The organism is Sphingomonas mesophila (assembly GCF_003499275.1).
GTDB classification, from domain to species: Bacteria; Pseudomonadota; Alphaproteobacteria; order Sphingomonadales; family Sphingomonadaceae; genus Sphingomicrobium; species Sphingomicrobium mesophilum.
On the sequence record NZ_QWDF01000001.1, the window covers coordinates 1,933,637 to 1,952,653 of the forward strand.

Annotated in this window: 23 protein-coding genes; 10 read left to right on the forward strand and 13 right to left on the reverse strand. The window is 66.1% G+C overall.

Going from position 1 to position 19,017, the window contains the following annotated elements; genetic code table 11:
* Positions 1 to 18: 18 nt before the first annotated feature.
* The 3 genes from fdxA to D0Z60_RS09665 are packed head-to-tail and all read left to right on the forward strand — an operon-like array spanning position 19 to position 1,693.
* The gene (fdxA, locus tag D0Z60_RS09655; RefSeq protein WP_118858037.1) at positions 19 to 357 is read left to right on the forward strand and encodes a ferredoxin FdxA; all 339 of its coding nucleotides are present in this window, start codon (positions 19 to 21) and stop codon (positions 355 to 357) included.
* Between the two features lie 34 nt (positions 358 to 391).
* Complete coding sequence (locus D0Z60_RS09660; RefSeq protein WP_118858038.1) at positions 392 to 799, forward strand: hypothetical protein; 408 nt, start codon at positions 392 to 394, stop codon at positions 797 to 799.
* A gap of 60 nt (positions 800 to 859) precedes the next feature.
* On the forward strand, positions 860 to 1,693 hold the full coding sequence (locus D0Z60_RS09665) for a MipA/OmpV family protein (protein WP_162888186.1): 834 nt from the start codon (positions 860 to 862) through the stop codon (positions 1,691 to 1,693).
* Positions 1,694 to 1,746: 53 nt separating this feature from the next.
* Here D0Z60_RS09665 and D0Z60_RS09670 read toward each other — a convergent pair whose 3' ends face one another.
* Positions 1,747 to 2,766 carry a YadA-like family protein gene (locus D0Z60_RS09670; protein ID WP_162888187.1) on the reverse strand — a complete coding sequence of 340 codons (1,020 nt, stop codon included), beginning with the start codon at positions 2,764 to 2,766 and terminating at the stop codon, positions 1,747 to 1,749.
* 58 nt (positions 2,767 to 2,824) lie between these two features.
* Positions 2,825 to 4,987: an asparagine synthetase B family protein gene (locus tag D0Z60_RS09675; RefSeq protein ID WP_162888188.1), complete on the reverse strand. Its 2,163-nt coding sequence runs from the start codon at positions 4,985 to 4,987 to the stop codon at positions 2,825 to 2,827.
* Positions 4,988 to 5,227: 240 nt separating this feature from the next.
* Between D0Z60_RS09675 and D0Z60_RS09680 the strand changes: the two genes are divergently transcribed.
* Complete coding sequence (locus D0Z60_RS09680; RefSeq protein ID WP_118858042.1) at positions 5,228 to 5,692, forward strand: EF-hand domain-containing protein; 465 nt, start codon at positions 5,228 to 5,230, stop codon at positions 5,690 to 5,692.
* A gap of 19 nt (positions 5,693 to 5,711) precedes the next feature.
* Positions 5,712 to 6,221 (forward strand): EF-hand domain-containing protein, encoded by a 510-nt coding sequence (locus tag D0Z60_RS09685; protein ID WP_162888189.1) that lies wholly within the window; start codon positions 5,712 to 5,714, stop codon positions 6,219 to 6,221.
* A 57-nt stretch (positions 6,222 to 6,278) separates the two neighbouring features.
* On the opposite strand, the gene D0Z60_RS09690 is transcribed toward D0Z60_RS09685, so the two are convergent.
* Both D0Z60_RS09690 and D0Z60_RS09695 read right to left on the reverse strand, forming a co-directional pair.
* Positions 6,279 to 7,262 carry a hypothetical protein gene (locus D0Z60_RS09690; protein WP_162888190.1) on the reverse strand — a complete coding sequence of 328 codons (984 nt, stop codon included), beginning with the start codon at positions 7,260 to 7,262 and terminating at the stop codon, positions 6,279 to 6,281.
* A gap of 36 nt (positions 7,263 to 7,298) precedes the next feature.
* Positions 7,299 to 7,604 (reverse strand): hypothetical protein, encoded by a 306-nt coding sequence (locus D0Z60_RS09695; protein ID WP_118858045.1) that lies wholly within the window; start codon positions 7,602 to 7,604, stop codon positions 7,299 to 7,301.
* Between the two features lie 163 nt (positions 7,605 to 7,767).
* On the opposite strand from D0Z60_RS09695, the gene thiC reads away from it, so the two are divergent.
* Together thiC and D0Z60_RS09705 are read left to right on the forward strand one after the other, a co-directional pair.
* Positions 7,768 to 9,657: a phosphomethylpyrimidine synthase ThiC gene (gene thiC, locus D0Z60_RS09700; protein WP_118858046.1), complete on the forward strand. Its 1,890-nt coding sequence runs from the start codon at positions 7,768 to 7,770 to the stop codon at positions 9,655 to 9,657.
* Between the two features lie 97 nt (positions 9,658 to 9,754).
* The gene (locus tag D0Z60_RS09705; RefSeq protein WP_118858047.1) at positions 9,755 to 10,015 is read left to right on the forward strand and encodes a hypothetical protein; all 261 of its coding nucleotides are present in this window, start codon (positions 9,755 to 9,757) and stop codon (positions 10,013 to 10,015) included.
* A gap of 20 nt (positions 10,016 to 10,035) precedes the next feature.
* Here the strand turns inward: D0Z60_RS09705 and D0Z60_RS09710 are convergent, their stop codons facing one another.
* From D0Z60_RS09710 to D0Z60_RS09745, 8 genes are all read right to left on the reverse strand, one after another.
* On the reverse strand, positions 10,036 to 10,365 hold the full coding sequence (locus tag D0Z60_RS09710; protein WP_240325604.1) for a TFIIB-type zinc ribbon-containing protein: 330 nt from the start codon (positions 10,363 to 10,365) through the stop codon (positions 10,036 to 10,038).
* Between the two features lie 70 nt (positions 10,366 to 10,435).
* Entirely contained in the window at positions 10,436 to 11,017 is a 582-nt protein-coding gene (locus D0Z60_RS09715) for a hypothetical protein (protein ID WP_118858049.1), read from the reverse strand.
* Positions 11,014 to 11,349: an Mpo1-like protein gene (locus D0Z60_RS09720; RefSeq protein ID WP_118858050.1), complete on the reverse strand. Its 336-nt coding sequence runs from the start codon at positions 11,347 to 11,349 to the stop codon at positions 11,014 to 11,016. The genes D0Z60_RS09715 and D0Z60_RS09720 overlap by 4 nt, the downstream gene beginning before the upstream one ends.
* 11 nt (positions 11,350 to 11,360) lie before the next feature.
* Positions 11,361 to 11,885 (reverse strand): peroxiredoxin, encoded by a 525-nt coding sequence (locus tag D0Z60_RS09725; protein WP_118858051.1) that lies wholly within the window; start codon positions 11,883 to 11,885, stop codon positions 11,361 to 11,363.
* Positions 11,886 to 11,941: 56 nt separating this feature from the next.
* Positions 11,942 to 12,646 (reverse strand): transglutaminase-like cysteine peptidase, encoded by a 705-nt coding sequence (locus D0Z60_RS09730; protein ID WP_118858052.1) that lies wholly within the window; start codon positions 12,644 to 12,646, stop codon positions 11,942 to 11,944.
* Between the two features lie 118 nt (positions 12,647 to 12,764).
* Positions 12,765 to 12,950, reverse strand: a complete 186-nt coding sequence (locus D0Z60_RS09735; RefSeq protein ID WP_118858053.1) for a PspC domain-containing protein — start codon at positions 12,948 to 12,950, stop codon at positions 12,765 to 12,767.
* Between the two features lie 283 nt (positions 12,951 to 13,233).
* On the reverse strand, positions 13,234 to 13,800 hold the full coding sequence (locus tag D0Z60_RS09740) for a 1-acyl-sn-glycerol-3-phosphate acyltransferase (protein ID WP_240325605.1): 567 nt from the start codon (positions 13,798 to 13,800) through the stop codon (positions 13,234 to 13,236).
* An 87-nt stretch (positions 13,801 to 13,887) separates the two neighbouring features.
* Positions 13,888 to 14,139 (reverse strand): hypothetical protein, encoded by a 252-nt coding sequence (locus tag D0Z60_RS09745; RefSeq protein ID WP_118858054.1) that lies wholly within the window; start codon positions 14,137 to 14,139, stop codon positions 13,888 to 13,890.
* Between the two features lie 113 nt (positions 14,140 to 14,252).
* Here D0Z60_RS09745 and D0Z60_RS09750 point away from each other — a divergent pair, with 113 nt between their 5' ends.
* Positions 14,253 to 16,067 (forward strand): ABCB family ABC transporter ATP-binding protein/permease, encoded by a 1,815-nt coding sequence (locus D0Z60_RS09750; RefSeq protein WP_118858055.1) that lies wholly within the window; start codon positions 14,253 to 14,255, stop codon positions 16,065 to 16,067.
* 4 nt (positions 16,068 to 16,071) lie between these two features.
* On the opposite strand, the gene D0Z60_RS11950 is transcribed toward D0Z60_RS09750, so the two are convergent.
* Complete coding sequence (locus D0Z60_RS11950; RefSeq protein WP_118858056.1) at positions 16,072 to 16,638, reverse strand: DUF7010 family protein; 567 nt, start codon at positions 16,636 to 16,638, stop codon at positions 16,072 to 16,074.
* 99 nt (positions 16,639 to 16,737) lie between these two features.
* On the opposite strand from D0Z60_RS11950, the gene recQ reads away from it, so the two are divergent.
* A complete protein-coding gene (recQ, locus tag D0Z60_RS09760) occupies positions 16,738 to 18,543 on the forward strand; it encodes a DNA helicase RecQ (RefSeq protein ID WP_240325606.1) in 1,806 nt (601 codons plus the stop codon).
* Positions 18,527 to 18,940 (forward strand): protein tyrosine phosphatase family protein, encoded by a 414-nt coding sequence (locus D0Z60_RS09765; RefSeq protein WP_118858057.1) that lies wholly within the window; start codon positions 18,527 to 18,529, stop codon positions 18,938 to 18,940. The genes recQ and D0Z60_RS09765 overlap by 17 nt, the downstream gene beginning before the upstream one ends.
* The last annotated feature ends 77 nt before the right edge of the window (positions 18,941 to 19,017 follow it).

Consider the following 19,017-nt stretch of genomic DNA (forward strand, 5'->3'; position numbering starts at 1 on the left):
AAAGGGAGCACCCGACCAATGACCTATGTCGTCACCGACGCCTGCATCCGCTGCAAATATATGGACTGCGTCGAGGTCTGCCCGGTCGACTGCTTTTACGAAGGCGACAACATGCTCGTCATCAACCCCAATGAATGCATCGATTGCGGTGTTTGCGAGCCCGAATGTCCGGCCGAGGCAATCCTGCCCGACACCGAGAATGGGCTCGAGAAATGGCTCGAGCTCAACTCGACCTTCTCGGCGCAATGGCCTAACATTACGCGCAAGAAGGACAGCCCGGCCGACGCCGACGCGCACAAGGGCGAAGAGGGCAAGTACGACAAATACTTCTCGCCCGATCCCGGCGCCGGCGACTGAGCAACCGCCGCCCGCGCCGAGCGTTGGTTCGGCGATGAAATTCCTTCCGCCCTTGTGCACCGCCGCCGCACTCGCCGCCTGCGTCGGGCCGGCTCCGCCCCCGCCGCCGACCCCGGCAGAGCTCGCTGGAATCCCCGATTGCGCATCGACCATCTTTCCGACCGATACATCGGTGGCCGGCTGGTCGGTCGACAAATTCGCCGGGGTTTACCGCCGCGGCCGCGAGAGTGTCACCGTCACCCGCCAGGATCACCGTTTCCTGCTTCATCGCGTTAGATACGGTGTGCGCGAGCTGCGCGCCGAAGCGCCGCAAAGCTGGAATTTTCGCGACGGCTGCGGCGTTCGCTACGCGTTCGTCCTGCCGCCCGACGGGCCGGGCGGGTTTGTAACGATCACCGACCTCGACGGCACGGTCACGCGCTGGAACCGCCAGAGCTACTGAGTCTATTTGCGGGATCGTTGATTTAGGTTAAGACTGGGCGCCTCAACGATGGGGGGCACCATGGTTCGTGAATCGCTTTTCGCCGTCTTGTTGGCGGCCGCCGCACCAGCCTATTCGCAAAGCGCCGAGGCGCCGCTGCCGGATCCGGAAGTCGGCGGCAATTCGTTCACGGTCGGGCTCGGGGCGGCGGTGAACTCGCAATATGAAGGCTCCGACGACTATCGCTTCATTCCGGCCGCCTTCATCCGGGGGAAGGTCGGCAACATCAGCTTCACGACCCGCGGTCTCGGGCTCTACGTCGATTTCCTGAGCTCCGAGTCCAACGTCGATTTCGACCTCGGCCCGATCGTGGCGCTGCGGCTCAACCGCACCGGCAAGATCAAGGACGATTTCGTCGACGCCCTGCCCGAGCGCGACGCGGCGATCGAGGTCGGCGGCTTTGCCGGAGTGAGCTTCAAGGGCGTGACCAATCCCTACGACTCCCTGGGCTTTCGGCTCGACGTCACCCACGACATCGGTGGCGCGCATGGCTCGACCATCTGGTCGCCGAACATCGACTTCTCGACCCCGCTGTCGCGGACCTTCTTCGTTTCGGTCAACGGCGGGCTCGACTTTGTCGGCAATGGGTATGCCGACTGTTATTTCTCGATTCCCGCGGCCGACGCACTCGCTTCCGGCCTCCCCGTCTATGACGCAGACGGCGGCATGAAGAGCTGGAAAGTCGGCTTGCTCGCCAACCTGTCGCTATCTGGCGACTTGCGGCGCGGCTGGTCGATCTTCGGCCTTGCGAATCACTCGCGCCTAGTCGGCGATTTTAAGGACTCGCCGATCGTCGAGGATCGCGGCAGCCCGAGCCAATGGCTTGGAGCACTCGGTGTCGCTTACAGCTGGTAAGGAAAAGGGCGACGCCTCGCGGCGCCGCCCTTCCCATTTTCAAGGCAGGCCATTTACCAGCCGAAGGTGAAGCCAACCCGGGCGCCGAGCTTGCCGCCCTTGTTGAAACCGGTGGCGACGCCAGCGTTGATCGCCGCATTCTCGCCGACCATCGCGCCGATCTGCAGCGCCGCCGCATTGGCGCCGCGATAGGTGCCGAGGTTGCCGGTGACGTTGAATCGCTTGCCGGGGATGAACGCATTTCCGCCAAGCGCGATCGCCACCGCCGTGCCGCCCGATGCGCGATCATCGAGGCGGTCGAGGCGGTCGAGGCGGTCGTCGAGATCGAGGGCAAACGCTTCGAGCACGTCGACGCGCGAATCGAGCGCGCCGATCGCAGTCGTGTTGGCGGCCACGGCCGAGTTAGTCGCGAACAGCTGAGATCCGTTCACTGCCTCGGTCGAAGTGGAAGTTAGCGCGCCGGCAGTCACGCCGGAAACGGTGCGTCCGCCGACATTGACCTGGTTCGCCGCGGTCGCCGCGGTGCCTGCGCCGATCGCCACCGAGTTGGCAAACCCGGCCGTGGTCGCGCCGTCACCGAGCGCCACCCCGCCGAGGGAGTTGGCAATCGCCGCATCGCCGATCGCGATCGCGCCGATTGCAGTCGCCTGCGCATCGGGACCAATGGCGATCGAGTCGGCTGCCGTTGCATCCGTGCCGCGGCCAACAGCGATCGAGTCGATGCCGACAGCGCGGGCATCGCCGCCAAGGGCAGTCGCGCCCGCGACATCGGCCAGCGAGCGCTGACCAACCGCGGTCGACGCGACGCCGCTGGCGGTGGCAATGGTGCCCACTGCCGTCGAGCTCACGCCGTTGGCGAGGGCGTCCGCACCGACTGCTACCGCTTCATCGGCGATCGCTCGCGACAAGGCGCCGATGGCCGTGGCGCCGACACCGGTGGCCAACGAAGCCGCGCCGCACTCGGTCGACACCGCGGAGACGCCATTGTTACACTCAGGGGTGGCGTCAGCCGACGCTACGCCCGGCAACGCCAGCGCGACCGAACCTGCCAGCAGCACGGAAAGCTTTTTCATTCTGCTTGTCATCACTCTACTCCTCGTTGCGCCGGACGGAAACGGACCGGCTTTCCTTCTATTGAACCAGGCTCGATGGCGCACTCGACGCGACATCGGATGGCGGCAGGCCAGCGGGGGCCGAAAAACTGTTGAGGAACGACGCAGCGCTCACTGCACGCAGCAGGTCGCGGCGGTAGATCCGGCTTGTCGCTGGCTGGTTGAAGTTGTCGGACGGCCACTCAGCAATCAGCCGGTCCACCGCGCCGCGATCCAACAGCGCCTCGGCGCCGGATCCGTCCAGCAGGGCGGCCACTTCCTGAGGTGCGATATGTTCGTGCCAGTCGGCAAACTGAAGGCCTCGGGTGTGGTTATCGAGGATCTCGGCCGGTAGCCGATCCGACAGGGCCGTGCGCGCAAGCGGGCGGGCAACCCCCTCCGCGAGCAGCGCCTCGATCGGAAGCGACAGGCAAAATTCGACAAATCGGCGCTCTGTGGTCGGATCCCGCTCGTCCACCCCCCACCGCGCCAGTGCGGCCTTGCGGAACGTCCCGCAATCCTGCTCGCCGAGCATCGCGAGCCGGTGTGCTCGGCTGTCACGCGGCGGGGCGAATTGGCCGCAAGCACCGGGCTCGATTGCTCCGCGGAGCGGCGGCGCGAGAAGATCGGCCGCGGCGCTGGAGCGTCGAGCGCCAATGAGGAATGGGCGAACCTTGGCGTAGAATGGCGCGAACGGGCCAAAGCTTTGGTCGAGGATTCCGCTCCACCTCAGGCGGCGCGCAGCGGCCAATGCACGCGCCTCGCTGAGCCAGCGCGCCGGGGAGCCCGACCGGACCAGGTCAGCAAGTTGCATCGCTCCCCCGGCGCTGAGCGTGTGGTTGCCCATTTCCGCGGTAAGCAGAATCGTTGCACCGCTTGCAGAGGCCGCCTGATTGATCGCGGTCCACCATTGATTGTTGCACACATGACCGGTCGGGCGACCAGCGGCGCGGTCGTTTCCGGCGAGCAATGTGAGCGGCCCACCACCTCTGTCGCGCACGACCCGGTGATCGAGATTGGCAAAAACAGCAGCAACCTGTCCGGCGCGGCCGCTCTCGTCGGACGTCCAGCCGCGCGAAAGGGTCCCGGTGTAGGTCGTCGGCGGAGCGGCGGTGAATCCGATCACTCGGCGCGACGGGGCGAGCTGTATCGCGGCGGTGGCGGTGACCGCGGCGCTGTCCCAGCCGCCGCTCAGGTGCGCCGCGACGGTCGGGCCTGCGCCGCGCAGGCAACTTTCCACCGCTTGATCCAGGTAAAACCGATACGCTTCGACGTAGTCCTTGGGGCGCTTAAGCTTGAGCGTTGCACTGCGCGGCGCCCAATGGCTCCAGCGGCGCACTCCCAATGGCGACACGCTGATCGCTTGGCCAGGCTCGATCCGCTCAATCCCCCGAAAAAAACTGCGCGGGCCACTCGGCGGCTGGTCGGCAACGAAGCTCGCAAGCATTTCGAGATCCGGCGATCCATCGACTCCCGGCACCAGGCGAAGCGCCTGCGGCATCGATGCGAAAACGACCCTGTCGCCGACGAAGGCAAGATGCAGCGGGCATTGGCCGAAGGGGTCGCGGGCGAGCACCAGACGGCGTTCTGCGCCGTCCCACAGGGCGATCGCGTAATTCCCCGCGAGCCGGTCGAACAGCGCATCGCCCCACCGCCGCCAAGCAGCCATCACGATCTGCGAGTCGGCCCATTGCCGTGCAGACGAGCGATCAATGCCCAGCGCAGCAATCAGCTCCGCACGATTGTCGAGGCGAATGTCGCCCGCGAGCAGATATCGCTCACTCTGCACCGGCTGGCAGTCGAACGCGTCCTCAGGGAAGCGGCGGAACAGGCAACGGCCGAGATGCGCCACCCCGTCGCCTTCCGAGTTCATGTCATGCGGTCCGATATCGCGCTGGGCGACAAGCAGCGCGTCGCATAGCTCGGCCGATCCGTCAGGAGCGCGAAAATCGACGACACCGGCAATCGCAGTCATACGCCAATCGCCTCTGCGGGCGCCGACCGCTTCACGGCGCCAGGAGCATGATAGAATTGAAGGGCGGCAGTGAGCCGCCGCATTGTCAGGACCGCGACTGGCCGATCGGCCCGCCATCGGGATTACCGTCCCGGCTGACTGCTTCCGCAGAACCGGCGACAATTTCCGAAACGGTGGGTTTAACCCAAAGTTTACGAGACTTGCCGGTGACTTCTCCGAACTCCCCACCGCGCTTCGGATTACTATGCATGACTACGCTCTCCGCTTGACTCAAACTGGCAACGCTCTCTTTTCGATTCCTATCCGCATTGAAAGGCTCCGAATCCAATTTCTTCGTTTTGTTGCCAAAGCGCCACAGTCTGCTGTTCAGCGCAGCGCAAGTCCGTCTTCGCCAAGACCCTCGGGATATTTGGAATAGGCAGCCGCGTCCGCTAAGCGCGGACGGCTTTACGACGATGGGAACTTCGAGTGTTTCGACCGGGACTGGCGCTGTTATCGACTGCAATCGCTGCGCCGCTGCTCGCCCAGACAGCCGGCTCGGACGTGCCGCGGGCGACCTACATCCAGGTTCAGGATCGCGAGTTCGCTAAAATGGATGCCGACAAGGACGGTCAGGTTACTCGCGCCGAGAGCGAGGCGTTCTTGCGTGCCGCCGCCGTTGCCCAGGCCGGGCAGCGTGCAAGGGCCGCCTTTTCCGAGCTGGACAGCGATCGAAACGGCCAGTTGAGCTTTGTTGAGTTCGCCAAGATCCAGCGTCCTGCCACGGCCGTGAACGGTCAGCCGTTCGTGACACAGTTCGATGCCAATAAGGATGGACGGGTGAGCCTCGTCGAGCATCGCGCGGGAAAACTTCGCAGCTTCGACGGGATTGACGCTGACAAGGACGGCATCGTGACCATCGCCGAAATGCGCGCCGCGGGCGTGATCAAGTAGACCAAAGATGGAGAGTGAATTGACCTATCGATTGATGTTTGTCGCGCTCATGTCGGCCGTCGCGACGCCGGCGCTGGCACAGACGGCTCCGGCCGCTCAGCAGCCGCAGCCGCTGGCCAAGACAACGGTCCTTCAGCAACTGGATGCGGCGTTTGGCAATGTCGACGCCAACAAGGACGGCTTCACCGACCGATCCGAGATCGAGGCCGCCGAGAACCGCGCCCTTGCGGCTCGGAAAACCCAGGTGATCAAGGGGCGCGAGGCCGCGTTCAAGCAGCTCGACAAGGATAATAACGGCCAACTTTCGTTGGCGGAGTTCAATGCCGTGGTCGCTGCCCAGGCCTTGCCCAAGGCCAATCCGGCCGCGTTCCTGCAGCGGTTCGACTCGAACAAGGATGGTAAGGTGAGCGTGGCCGAGCACCGCAATCCTGCCGCTGCCCAGTTCGATCGCGCCGACACCAACAAGGACGGCACCCTGTCGGTCGCTGAGCAGCGGACGCTCGCAGCAACGCAGCGCGGCGGCCGCTAACGTCTTCGGTTCATGCCGAACAATCGGCCGGGCGAGCGATCGTCCGGCCTTTTGCTGTCAGCGCTTCTTCGGCTCGGTGGCCTTCTCGCCTGCTCCATTCTTGATGGCGGCAGCGATATTCTCGCGCTGCTGGACGGCCGTCCGATTGTTCTCGCGCTGGGTGTAGAAGCCGGTCAGCATCCCACGGTCGAATGACGAGAAGCGCGCCGGAACCAAACCGCCACTCTCGCGCGGCTGGAACAGCGAGAGGATTGAACTCATGTCCTGCTGTTCCGCGCCCGGCTTGACGTCAAGCAGCAGATGCATGGTCGTGATGTCCGCCAGCTGGCGCAGCGTCCGGCCGACGGTTTGCTGGCGATCGATCACTACGAACCCGGCCAGCATGTCCTCGCGGATGTTGCTGTAAAGGCGGGTCGCGGCGGCATTCTTGATGACCGCGAAATCATTTCCGCCCATCGATCCCTGTGCGACCTGATTGCCGTCACGGTCGCGCATGTCGGTCACGTGCCAGCTCCAGATCGGCCCGGGCAGCGCGGCAAACTGTTTATACTCGCGCGGGGTCATGTTGAATAAGTGCGGCTCTGCGTCGTGCAGCGCATCGACCAACTCACGCGGCTGATCGATAAAGATCGCCAGCGCATTGGGCTTGCAGCCCACCGGCTCCAGCTTGCCGCCAACTGCGGCGATATTCTCGCGGATCATTCGGCTCATCCGCGCCGTCCAGTCGCGCGGCATTCCGATGACCATTGGGCAGACCCTGTCCTCGAACCGGGCGAGCTGCCCCCGGCCGGTCGGCTCGATCAGCTTTTTCAGTGCTTGAGCGATTTCTTTCTTTTTCTTCGCTCCGGTGACGACGATCGTCTCGTCCGTGGCTTGGGCGGACGTCGAGCCGCGCATGTTGATTTGAGCATTGGCCGGACCGGCGAGCGCTGTGGCGGACGTTAGGGCGAGAATGAACGCGGCAAGCTTGGACATGACAGGCTCCTTGATTTGCCGCGCTGTATTGCAGCCATGATACAGTTTGAAGGCAAGTTCGACCAACGGCGGCGGCGATGCGACCGGCGGCCGAAGCGGCACTCACAATCGTTCGACGGCGCTCGCCCGGATCAAAATCTCATCCTGCGCAAAATCTCGCTCGAGGCGCGTCCGCAACTCGGTCCAATAGTGGCGCTCCAGCGATTGGACGAGCACCTCGACCAGCACGATCTGGTCGTGCTCGACCTTGCCCTCGTCCTCCCACAGCCCTTCGGCCGGAGCGCGGGAGAAGAAGGTCACGCCGCCGAACCTTTCGATCAATTCGGTGCGAAGCTTGGCGAACAGCGTACGCGGTTGCGGCGAGCCGTCGCTGCGAGTGATCGGGAGCAGGATGGTGACGAGGTGCATGGCGCCGTAAAGCAAGCCGCTGGCGCCGTGCCGCGCAAGCCCCTAAGACGACGGGACCCCCCGGGGAGGCCCAGGCCTGAGAGGGGCGATCCGCGAGCCACGCGCACCGCCCGACCCGTGAACCTGATCCGGCTGACCCCGGCGGAGGAAGAGGACGAACGATATGGCCGACGTACCGGCACGCACTGAACTGACCGTCACCACCGGCCCGATCCGGGGCTCGCGCAAGGTTTACGTCGAGGGGCCCGGCGGCCTTCGCGTCGCGATGCGCCAGGTCGCGCTCGAGCCTTCTTCCGGAGAGCCGCCGGTGACGCTCTACGACACCAGCGGTCCCTACACCGATCCCGATGCGCGGATCGACATCATGGCTGGCTTGCCGGAACTGCGCCGCGAGTGGATTCGCGACCGCGGCGATGTCGAGGAAGTGACTCAGCGCGAGGTCCGCCCCGAAGACAACGGCCAGCTCGGGCCCAACCGATCGGGCGGCGTCGCCCCCTTCCCCAACGTCCGCCGCCGAGTGCTCCGCGCCAAAGCCGGTGCCAACGTCACCCAGATGCATTACGCGCGCCGCGGCATCGTCACGCCCGAGATGGAATATGTCGCCATCCGCGAGAACCTGCTGCGAGCCAACGCCCGTGAGGCCGGGCCGCGCGACGGCGAGAGCTTCGGCGCCGCCATCCCCGACCAGATCACCCCCGAGTTTGTCCGCGACGAGGTCGCCCGCGGCCGTGCCATCATTCCCAGCAACATCAACCACCCGGAATCCGAGCCGATGGCGATCGGCCGCAATTTCCTGGTCAAGATCAACGCCAACATCGGCAACAGCGCGGTCGCGTCCGACGTCGCCGCCGAAGTCGACAAGATGGTGTGGTCGATCCGCTGGGGCGCTGACACGGTCATGGATCTCAGCACCGGCCGCAACATCCACGATACTCGCGAGTGGATCATCCGCAACTCGCCGGTCCCGATCGGCACCGTGCCCATCTACCAGGCGCTCGAAAAGGTCGGCGGAATTGCCGAGGATCTGACCTGGGAGATCTTCCGCGACACGCTGATCGAGCAGGCCGAGCAGGGCGTCGACTATTTCACCATCCACGCCGGGGTGCGCCTGCCCTACGTCCCGCTCGCCGCCAAAAGGGTCACCGGGATCGTCAGCCGCGGCGGCTCGATCATGGCCAAATGGTGCCTCGCCCATCACCGTGAGAGCTTCCTCTACGAGCATTTCGACGAGATCAGCGAGATCTGCCGCGCCTACGACATCGCCTACAGCCTCGGCGACGGCCTCCGCCCTGGCAGCATTGCCGACGCCAATGACGAGGCACAGTTCGCCGAGCTCTACACTTTGGGCGAGCTGACCAAGCGCGCCTGGGCGATGGACGTCCAGGTGATGATCGAAGGCCCTGGCCACGTGCCGATGCACAAGATCAAGGAGAACATGGACAAGCAGCTCGAGGTCTGCGGCGAGGCGCCCTTCTATACGCTCGGCCCGCTGACCACCGACATCGCGCCGGGCTACGACCACATCACCAGCGGCATCGGCGCGGCGATGATCGGCTGGTACGGCACGGCGATGCTTTGCTACGTCACGCCCAAGGAGCATCTCGGCCTGCCCGACCGCGACGACGTCAAGGTCGGGGTCGTCACCTACAAGCTCGCCGCCCACGCCGCCGATCTCGCTAAGGGCCACCCCGCCACCCGCCTGCGCGACGACGCGCTCTCCCGCGCGCGCTTCGAGTTTCGCTGGCGCGATCAGTTCAATCTCAGCCTCGATCCCGACACCGCTGAGAACTATCACGACCAGACCCTCCCCGCTGAGGGTGCCAAGACCGCCCATTTCTGCTCGATGTGTGGCCCCAAATTCTGCTCTATGAAGATCAGCCAGGAAGTGAGGGAGTTTGCCCGCTTGAATCCTCCCCGGAACGGGGAGGGGAACGAGCCGGAGCTACAGATGCGGGACGGTGGAGAGGCCCTCGGAGAAGAGACCGAAGCGGGCATGGCCCGAATGTCCGAGCGCTACCGCGCCGCCGGAGACCTTTACGTCAAAGCGGACTAGTAGTCGGCCCCATCGCTCTACCCCGCGCGTTGGGCTCCTGCCCACCGACAAAGGAAAGCCATTGCCCCGCAATCCCACCCACTTCTGGCCCGGCCTGATGACCGATGCCGCCATCCTTTCGGCCGAGGCGGGCGCGGTGATGCTGCTGCGCACGTTCAAGCTGATGGCCGGCGGGGCCGCGGCTAGCCGCGAAGCCGAGCGCATGGTTGGCGAGAAGGTTGCGGCGGGCTTCGAACTTGCGGGTGCGCTTTCCGCCGCAGCCGCGCGCGGCCGCCCGCACACCCCTGACTCCGCCGCGCGCAAGGCCTTGAGCGTTTACCGTCGCCACGTGCGGGCCAACCGGAAGCGGCTCGGCTAGCTCTCCGGCGCTAGGGTCGCCTAATCGAATAGTTCCTCAAGGAAGCTCTTCCGCCGCTTGTACGGCTTGTGCCCATAGCGCGGGTCATAGCCATAGCCCGGCGGAGGGGGCGGCGGCGCACCCCACGGCGCGCTTCCCTGCGGCGGAGGCGGCGGAGCGGCCTGCTGCTGCTGCTGCGGTGGAGGAGGAGGCGCCATGTCGCCGGCGCTCTTCTCGATGATCTTGTCGAGCTCGCCCCGGTCGAGCCACACGCCGCGGCAGCTTGGGCAATAGTCGATCTCGATGCCCTGCCGCTCACTCATCACCAGCGTCGTTCCGTCGATCGGGCAGGCCATTGGGCCGTGGGCCATGTCTGTGCTCCTCAAAAAGGGGTCCGCATCCAACCTATGGTCGCCGCAGCCGGTTGCAAGGGATCAGCGCTCAGCTGCCCCAGGGCGGCGGTGGCGGCGGCACCGGACGGACGAGGTCGAACTCTACCCGGAAGAAGCGCCCGCCCAGCATCGGTGGCCGGCGCAGCTCGTACGCGAACATCCGCGGATGGATTTCCATCGCCCACACATTTGTCACCGACACCTCGCGCTTCTCGCGGCGGAACAGCGCGATCGATTCGGCGTCGACCGGAAAGGCCTGGCGGCTGGCGCTACCTGTGTCCGCCGTCTCGCCGCCATACATCGTCAGCACGTCGCTGGTCCCGTCGGCGTGGCGGTGGTCGTGCTTCAGCCGCACTCCATTGGCGGTGCGCGTCACCACCCAGGTCCGCGACCGGTCGTCGCCGACGTGAAACGGGATGCGCACTTCGTCCGCCCGGCAGTCGCGGACGTGCATCACCAAACGCTTGCCGGCGAAGTCGGCGTCGGCCGGGTCGTTGCTGACGACCCGCCCCTCGTACGCCTTGCCGCAATGCTGGGCGATCGCAGCCATGAACGAATCAGCCGGCGCCGGCGGCGCGATGGTGGCGCAACCGGCGAGCAGCAGACCGGCCATCGCGGCCAAAGGCTTCATTGCGGCTCGACCCCGGCGCGGCGCAGTTCGGGCCCGAGCCGCCCGGTCAGCCACAGCCACCACATCTTAAAGTCGGCGGCGAGCGACCAGCCGGGATAGGTGAACGTCGCCGGCCGGTTCTTCTCGATCCCGAAATGGCCGATCCAGGCGAACAGATAGCCGGCGACCGGGAACAGCAGGAGCATCCACCATCTCCCGAGCACCAGCGCAGTCACCAGGAACGCCACTGCCAGGCTGGTCCCCACATAATGCAGCGCCCGGGTTTCGGGCTTGCTGTGCTCGCGCAGATAATAGGGCCAGAAGTCGGCGAAGCTTGTCATCCGGTCCGCCATCGCCGCCCGCCCTAGCGTTTCAGCGCCCGCACTGCGGCAAGGCTCTTGGTGACGTGCTCGCTCCACTTCATGTCGTCATGAACCATGACGATCCGGCCGCTGCGGTCGATCACGTAGCTGGTGCGCTTGGTCAGCTCCGGTTTCGCCTTGAGCGTGACGTCATAGGCTTTGACGATCGTCGGGGTGGCGCTGGCGACCGGAAAGGCGTCGCGGCATTCCTCCTTGGAGAAGCGCTTAAGCGTGGCAAGGTCGTCACTGCTCATGCCGATCACTTGCGCTCCGGCTTTTTTGAATTCCGGCATCGCTTGGCTGAACGCCCGCGATTCCAGCGTGCAGCCCTCGGTAAATGCCTTGGGAAAGAAGTAGAGCACGACCGGCCCGCGCTTGAGTTGCTGCTTCAACTGCAGCTTGAACTCCTTGCCGCCAAGCGATCCGGTGGTGGCGAAATCCGGCGCCCGGACGCCCTTCTCCAGCGCGGCGGTCGACGGAGCGGCGGCGAGCAGGGCCACGATGGTGGCGAAAACGAACTGGCGCATAGCGCGACTCCCTTAAGCTGGCAGGCGGGAAGCGTACCGTGCCGGGGCGGCGGAAGCTAGCGTGCGCTGGCGTGGGCGGATGCCCCGCTGAGTCGGCGTCCGTGAAGCCAACTCTTGCCGAGGCCCACCGTCATCACCGGAGAGAAGAGCGCTTCGGCAGTGGCCGGAAGCGGCCGTCCGGCACGGTCGTCGATCATCATGAAGCCCGACGGCGTGCGCGCCAGCAGGACCACATGGGTCCCGGCCTGGCGATGACGGCCGATCGACAGGTAAAGATCCCGCGGACTGAAGCCGGCGGCCTTGAGCACCTGCATGACCACGATCGCAATATCCTCGCTGTCGCCGGTGCCCCGCTGGAGCGTCTCCGCGGCGTTCGACCAGAAGTCGGCGACGCGCATGTTGTCCAGGTCATGGGTCCAGCGCACCCGCTTGGCGACCGCCGATTGCGCCGCGGCAAGCTGTTGTTCCGGGGGGAGGCCGCGGAGCGGTTCGGCAAGAGCGCGGATCTCGGGATGATCGCGATCGGCCACGGAAACTCGGCGAAAGCGGGCGTCGTAGAAAGTGACGCCAGCGCCGATCGCCGCGGTTCCGAACACGTCGGGCTTGGCGGGTGCGATGGTGGGCGTCGGTCTGGCGGCCATGTCGTGAAGGCGATTGTAGCGCCCGGGCTTGGAGTCGGGTCCGACCACCGTCTGGGCCGGGGCGGTAGATGCCGCGCAGCAGCCCGCAAAAACCAGGATCGCCAGTCGCCAGTTTGCCATTGCCAGCCTCGCCGTTCGTTGCGGCGGCGAAACTGGGTGGACCGCGTCGTTAAAGGAATGCGTTAATGTTCGTTACCGGAAAGTAACCATGTTTGCGTGGCATGCCGGCCACAGTGCCTCAGCGTGCCGCAGCGAGCCAGCCGGTCAGGAGGTAGAACAGGATGACGATGGGCCCGGTCATCAGCAGCAGGGCGAAGAGGCCGAGCCGGATGAGAAGGGCATCGATGCCCGTCCAGTCGGCAAGGCCGGCGGCGACGCCCATCACCTTGCCGTGCTGGCGGTTGATCACAAAACGTCCGTTCATCGCTCGAAGGTCCTATTGAAGGCTCGGGTCAGGCGATCGGCAGCGGGCCGACAGCGGCGCTGACGAACAGCATGGCGGTAAGGAAGGCGCCGGCGAAAGTGACGGCGGTTTCGCGGATCGAAGAGTAGGTCATTGGTCTTGCTCCTTGGTTGACCCCGACAATCGGGGATGACCAGACAATGCAGGGAGCGTGCCAATTGAAAATTATTGAATGTTCTCAATGGTGCCAAGAAACGCGGCGAAGATTATCGCCGCGTCGTGGCCTATCGTTTGGGAAAATTTGCTATTCCGGATCCCCAGGGAAGGCGGCCCGCTCGGGATGGCGCGGCTTTAGGGATCGGAAAAAGGCGAAGGCCGGCGCCATGTCCGCCTCATAGTCGCCGGTCGGATGGATGACCGGTCCAAAGATCCCGCGCTTAGCTGGATAGTCCGGACCGGCGCAGACGATCGGCACCCCGGCCCGCAGAGCGATCTGGTAAAAGCCGGTGCGCCAGCGCGTCGTGCGCGAACGCGTGCCCTCGGCAGCGACGATCAGGACGAAATCCTCATCCGCCGCGAACTGCTCGACGATCTGGGCCACCAGGTCCTGCGATTTGCCGCGGTCGACCGGAACCCCGCCGAGCGCGCGCATGAAACCGCCCATCGGCCAGCGGAACAGGCTGTGCTTGCCGATGAAACGGACCCGTCGGCCTACCGCGTGGACCGTTCCTAGGAACACTAGGAAATCCCAATTGCTGGTGTGCGACGCTCCGACGATGACCATCTTCGGGATATCCGGAAGCGGACAATGCGGACGCCAGCCCGACAGTTTGTACCACGCGAGGATCGCGTTGAGCGCGAGCCACGACAACGGTCCGAGGCGGTAAGAAGCGGCGGGAGAGGTCAAACCACCTCCGGGGATGAACCCGGGGCGAGGGGCTGTCCAGCCCTGGCGGCTCTAGGCGGCGGTCCCGACGGCGCGTGCCGGGACGCGCTTGCCATTGGCGGCGGCCGGGGTACCCGACGAGCGGCGGCATTCGGCCACCAGCGTCGGGAAGTCGAGATCGGTATTGGCGTCGAGCGCGGACTCGCGGGCCGCATGGCATTGCGCGGCGCTCTCGTAACGCGGAGCCAGCGTGGCGGCGACCTGGCATGAGCTGCCGCCGTCGGAGCAACCGAGGATCGCAATCACATAACCAACCGGGCCCATAACGCTCACTCCGCCGATGACTTGCCCATTGAACCCGGGAATTAATGTTGAGTTCCAAACGGTTCGTCGCATCCAATTGAAGCGGAGGGCGGCGATGCCTAATTGCAACAGCGATGGACGACGCCCCTTCGACCGATAAGCCAGGGGGCAGCTTCGCAGTCCTTCTGCGCTTTCTGCCGATGCTGTGGCCGAAGGACGCGGTCGAGCTTCGCATCCGGGTGGTGGTCGCGATCCTGCTGGTGCTGGCCGGCAAGGCGATCGGGCTGACCGTCCCCTACGCACTCAAGTGGGTGGTCGATTCGATGGCAGTGCCGCCCATCAACCCGGGGGCGGCGGGTGCGGTCGTGTTGCTGGTCCTGGCTTATGCCGGGGCGCGGCTTGGCAGCGTGCTGTTCGACAATTTGCGCAATGCGCTGTTCGAGAAGGTCGGGCAGGATGCGGCGCGGCGGCTCGCGGCCCAGGTGTTCCGCCACGTCCATTCGCTGAGCCTGCGCTTTCACCTCGAGCGGCGCACCGGGAGCCTGACCAAGATCGTCGAGCGCGGGACGAAGAGCATCGACATGATGCTGTACTTCATCCTGTTCAACATCGCGCCGACGGCGATCGAACTGATCGCGATTTGCGTCATCTTCTACTTCAAGTTCGGCATCGGCATGGTCGCCGCGACGCTGGCGATGGTCGTCGCTTACATTGCCTTCACGCGCTGGGTGACCGACTGGCGCAACCAGCTTCGGCGCGACATGAATGAGGTCGACAACCTCGCCATCGGCCGGGCGGTCGACAGCCTGCTGAACTACGAGACGGTCAAATATTTCGGCGCCGAGGAGCGCGAGGCGGCGCGCTACGACCAAGCGATCGGTGCCTATGCCAAGGCGGCGGTCAAGAACGAGACCAGCCTCGCCTGGCTCAACATCGGCCAGAGCCTGATCACCGCGGCGATGCTGGCCGGGGCGATGGCTTATACGGTGTGGGGGTGGAGCGAGGGCCGCTTCACCGCCGGCGACGTGGTGTTGGTCAATGGCCTGCTGCTCCAGCTGTTCCGGCCGCTCGACATGCTCGGCTGGGTCTATCGCTCGATCAAGCAGGGGCTGATCGACATGGAGCAGATGTTCAGCCTGCTCGATACGCCGGCCGAGATCGTCGATGTGCCAGGCGCCCCGCCGCTCGAGGTCAAGGCGGGGGCGATCCGGTTCGAGGAGGTGGCGTTCGGTTACGAGCCCGAGCGGATTATCCTGAAGGGCGTCAGCTTCGAGGTGCCGGCCGGGACCAGCGTCGCCATCGTCGGCCCGTCGGGGGCGGGGAAGTCGACTTTGGCGCGGCTGATGTACCGCTTCTACGACCCCACCGCGGGGCGCATTACGATCGATGGAGTGGACATTGCAGTGGTTTCGCAGACGAGCTTGCGGGAGGCCATTGGGATCGTCCCACAGGACACGGTTTTGTTCAATGATTCAATAGGTTACAACATCGGCTACGGCCGTGCCGGAGCGAGCCAGGCGGAGATCGAACAGGCCGCCGCGGGGGCCGCCATCGACCGCTTCATCGCGGCGCTTCCGAACGGTTACGATTCGATGGTCGGCGAGCGCGGATTGAAGCTCAGCGGCGGCGAGAAACAGCGCGTGGCGATCGCCCGGACGCTGCTCAAGGACCCGCCGATCCTGATCCTCGACGAGGCCACCAGCGCGCTCGACAGCCGCACCGAGGAAGCGATCCAGGACACGCTCGCCGCCGCCGCCAGCGGGCGGACGACGATCATCATCGCCCACCGCCTGTCGACCATCGTCGGCGCCGACCAGATCGTCGTGCTCGATAATGGCGCGATCGCCGAACGCGGCACCCATGGCGAACTGCTTGGCAAGGGCGGGCTCTACGCCGAACTGTGGAAACGCCAGCAGGCCGAGCGCGAACTGGAGCAGGCGGCGGACTGACCGCTCAGGCGGCAGACGGCTGCGGCCCGGTCGGGCGCATCGCGGCCAGCGAGTAGATATAGGCGAGGACGACAACCGCGCAGATCGCCGAGGCGGTCCATGGCGCGGGGACGAAGGCGTAGGCGAGATAGCAGCCCACCGCCCGGGCAATGCCGTGGACCAGCCCGGTGGGGTCGTCCGCCGCCCAGCCGTAGGGAATCCAGATGATCCCGGCGAGCACCGCCATGCCGAGAAGGACGAGCAAAGGCTGGCCGCCGGCCGCGCCGATCACGATCAGCGGGATGGTCAGCCCGATCATCAGGATATTGAGCAGGAACAGCTTGGTCAGCGGATCGTCGCCGCCGGAGAACAGATTTCGGCCGCGAAGCCGGTCGAGAACGTAGGCCAAGGGCATGATCGCGGCCATCACGTAGAGCGCGAGGGTGCTGGCGGTCCGTTCGGACAGGAACAGCGCGGCGATGCCGAGCCCGGCCCAGACGAGCATGCCGGCAATCGGCATGGAATTGGTGCTGCCCTCGCGAAAGCCGCGGCGCAATTCGCCCAGACTGGTCTGTTCGGCGTTTACGGTCATCTCTTGCCCCCACAATGTCCCCGATCGACCATATGGCGCATCGGGCGGCACGCGCAATCGCGATCGCTGCGCCGGCCCGCCTTGTGCGCCGGGCATGGTTTGGCCAAGGATCGCGGCGCCTTGTCCGACCTTGCCGCCCTCCTCCACCAGCGCTTCGGCTTTTCCGCCTTTCGCGGGGTGCAGCGGGATGTGGTCGAGCGGGCGGTGGCGGGACGGCACACGCTGGCGGTGATGCCGACCGGGGCGGGCAAAAGCCTGACCTACCAGCTCGCCGCGCTGGCGCGGCCGGGGACCGGGATCGTGGTGTCGCCGCTGATCGCGCTGATGCACGACCAGGTGCGCAGCGCCGAGGGCTTCGGCATTCGCGCCGCGGCGCTGACCAGCGCCAGCGACGACCCTGCCGCGATCCAGTCCGCGCTGCGCTCGGGCAAACTCGATTTGCTCTATGTCGCGCCGGAGCGGGCGACGACGCCGGGTTTCGCAAGCCTGATCGACGAGGTGCCGATCGCCCTGTTCGCGATCGACGAGGCGCATTGCGTCAGCGAATGGGGCCACGACTTCCGCCCCGACTATCGCCTACTTCGACCGCTGCTCGACCGCCACGCCGACGTGCCGCGGCTGGCGCTGACCGCGACCGCCGACCAGCGCACCCGAGCCGACATCCTCGCCCAGCTCGGGATTCCAAGCGACGGGCTGATCGTCGCCGGCTTCGACCGGCCCAACATCCGCTATCACGTGCGGCCGCGCGACGGCATCGGCCGGCAGTTGAAGGCGCTGCTCGCCGACCAGCCGGGGCCGGGCATCGTCTATGCCACCAGCCGCGCGGCGACCGAGAAACTGGCCGAGCAATTGAGCGGCAAGCGGCCGGTGCTGGCCTATCACGCGGGCCTCGAGCCCGCGATCCGCCGCCGCAACCAGGACGCGTTCGTGCGCTCCGAGGAGATGGTGATGGCGGCGACGGTCGCCTTCGGCATGGGCATCGACAAGCCCGACGTGCGGTTCGTCGCCCATGCCGGAATCCCCAAGTCGATCGAGGCCTTTTACCAGGAGACCGGGCGTGCCGGGCGCGACGGCGAGCCGGCCGAGGCGTGGCTGTTCTGGGGCGCCGACGATTTCGCGCGGGCGCGGCGGCGGATCGAGACCGAGGTCGAGCCAGAGCGGCGGGCGGGAGAGCGCGAGCGGCTCAACGCGCTGGCGGCGCTGGTCGAATCCGCGACCTGCCGGCGGGCGATCCTGCTGCGCCATTTCGGCGAGGAGCCGCCGGAGCAGTGCGGCAATTGCGACAATTGCCTGGAGCCGCCGGCGACGATCGACGTCAGCGAGGTGGCGCGCAAGCTGCTGTCGGCGGCGTTCCGGACGGAAATGCGCTTCGGCATCGCCCATCTGGCGGCGGTGCTCGGCGGCGACGACAATGAGCGGGTGCGCGGCTTCGGCCATCATCGCCTGAGCGTGTTCGGGATCATGGGGGCCGACGAGCTGGCGCTGGTGCGGCCGGTGGCGCGGACGCTGATGGCGCGCGACGCGCTGCGCAGCGACGATTTCGGCGGGCTGAGCTTCGGGCCCGGCGCGCGGCCGATCCTGAAGGGCGAGGAAGCGGTGGTGATCGCGGTCCCCCCGGTGCGCAAGCGGCGCAACCGGCGCGGCGGGGACGATTTGCCGCACGACCCGTTGTTCGAGGCGTTGCGCGCGTGGCGGCGCGAGCGGGCGAAGGCGCAGGGCGTGCCGCCTTATGTGATCTTCCACGATTCGACGCTTCGCGCGGTCGCTGCGGCGCGCCCGGGAAACGCGGCGGAACTGTCGCGCGTCGAGGGGATTGGCGATATCAAGCTGGAACGCCACGGCGAATCGCTGCTCGCCGCGCTGGCCGAGGCCATGGAAGGACACGCCGATGCATCGCCAGCTTGACGAGAAGACGCTGATCGGCGGGCAGATTTCGCCCGAGGATATCGCCGAACTGAAGGCGCTGGGCGTAACCCTGGTGGTCAACAACCGCCCCGACGGCGAGGACGAGGGCCAGCCGGCCGGAGCCGACATCGAGGCCGCGGCGCGGGCCGCCGGGCTCGACTATCGCCACGTGCCGATCGCGCGCGGCATGGGGCCGAGCGACATCGAGGCGATGCGCGAGGCGATGCACGCCTGCGGCGACGGCCGGATGCTGGCCTTCTGCCGATCCGGCAACCGCTCGGCGCTGGCCTGGGCAGTCGCGAAGAGCGAGGACGGGGTCGACCGCGACGAGCTCGAACGGTGCGCCGAGGGGGCGGGGTTTTCGCTCGATCCGGTAAGGCATCTGCTGCGGGATTAGGGGATTTTTTTGCCGTCATGCCATTCCTTCGACGTCGCCTGCGGCGTCGCTCAGGATAAACTTCACCCGATGACGGG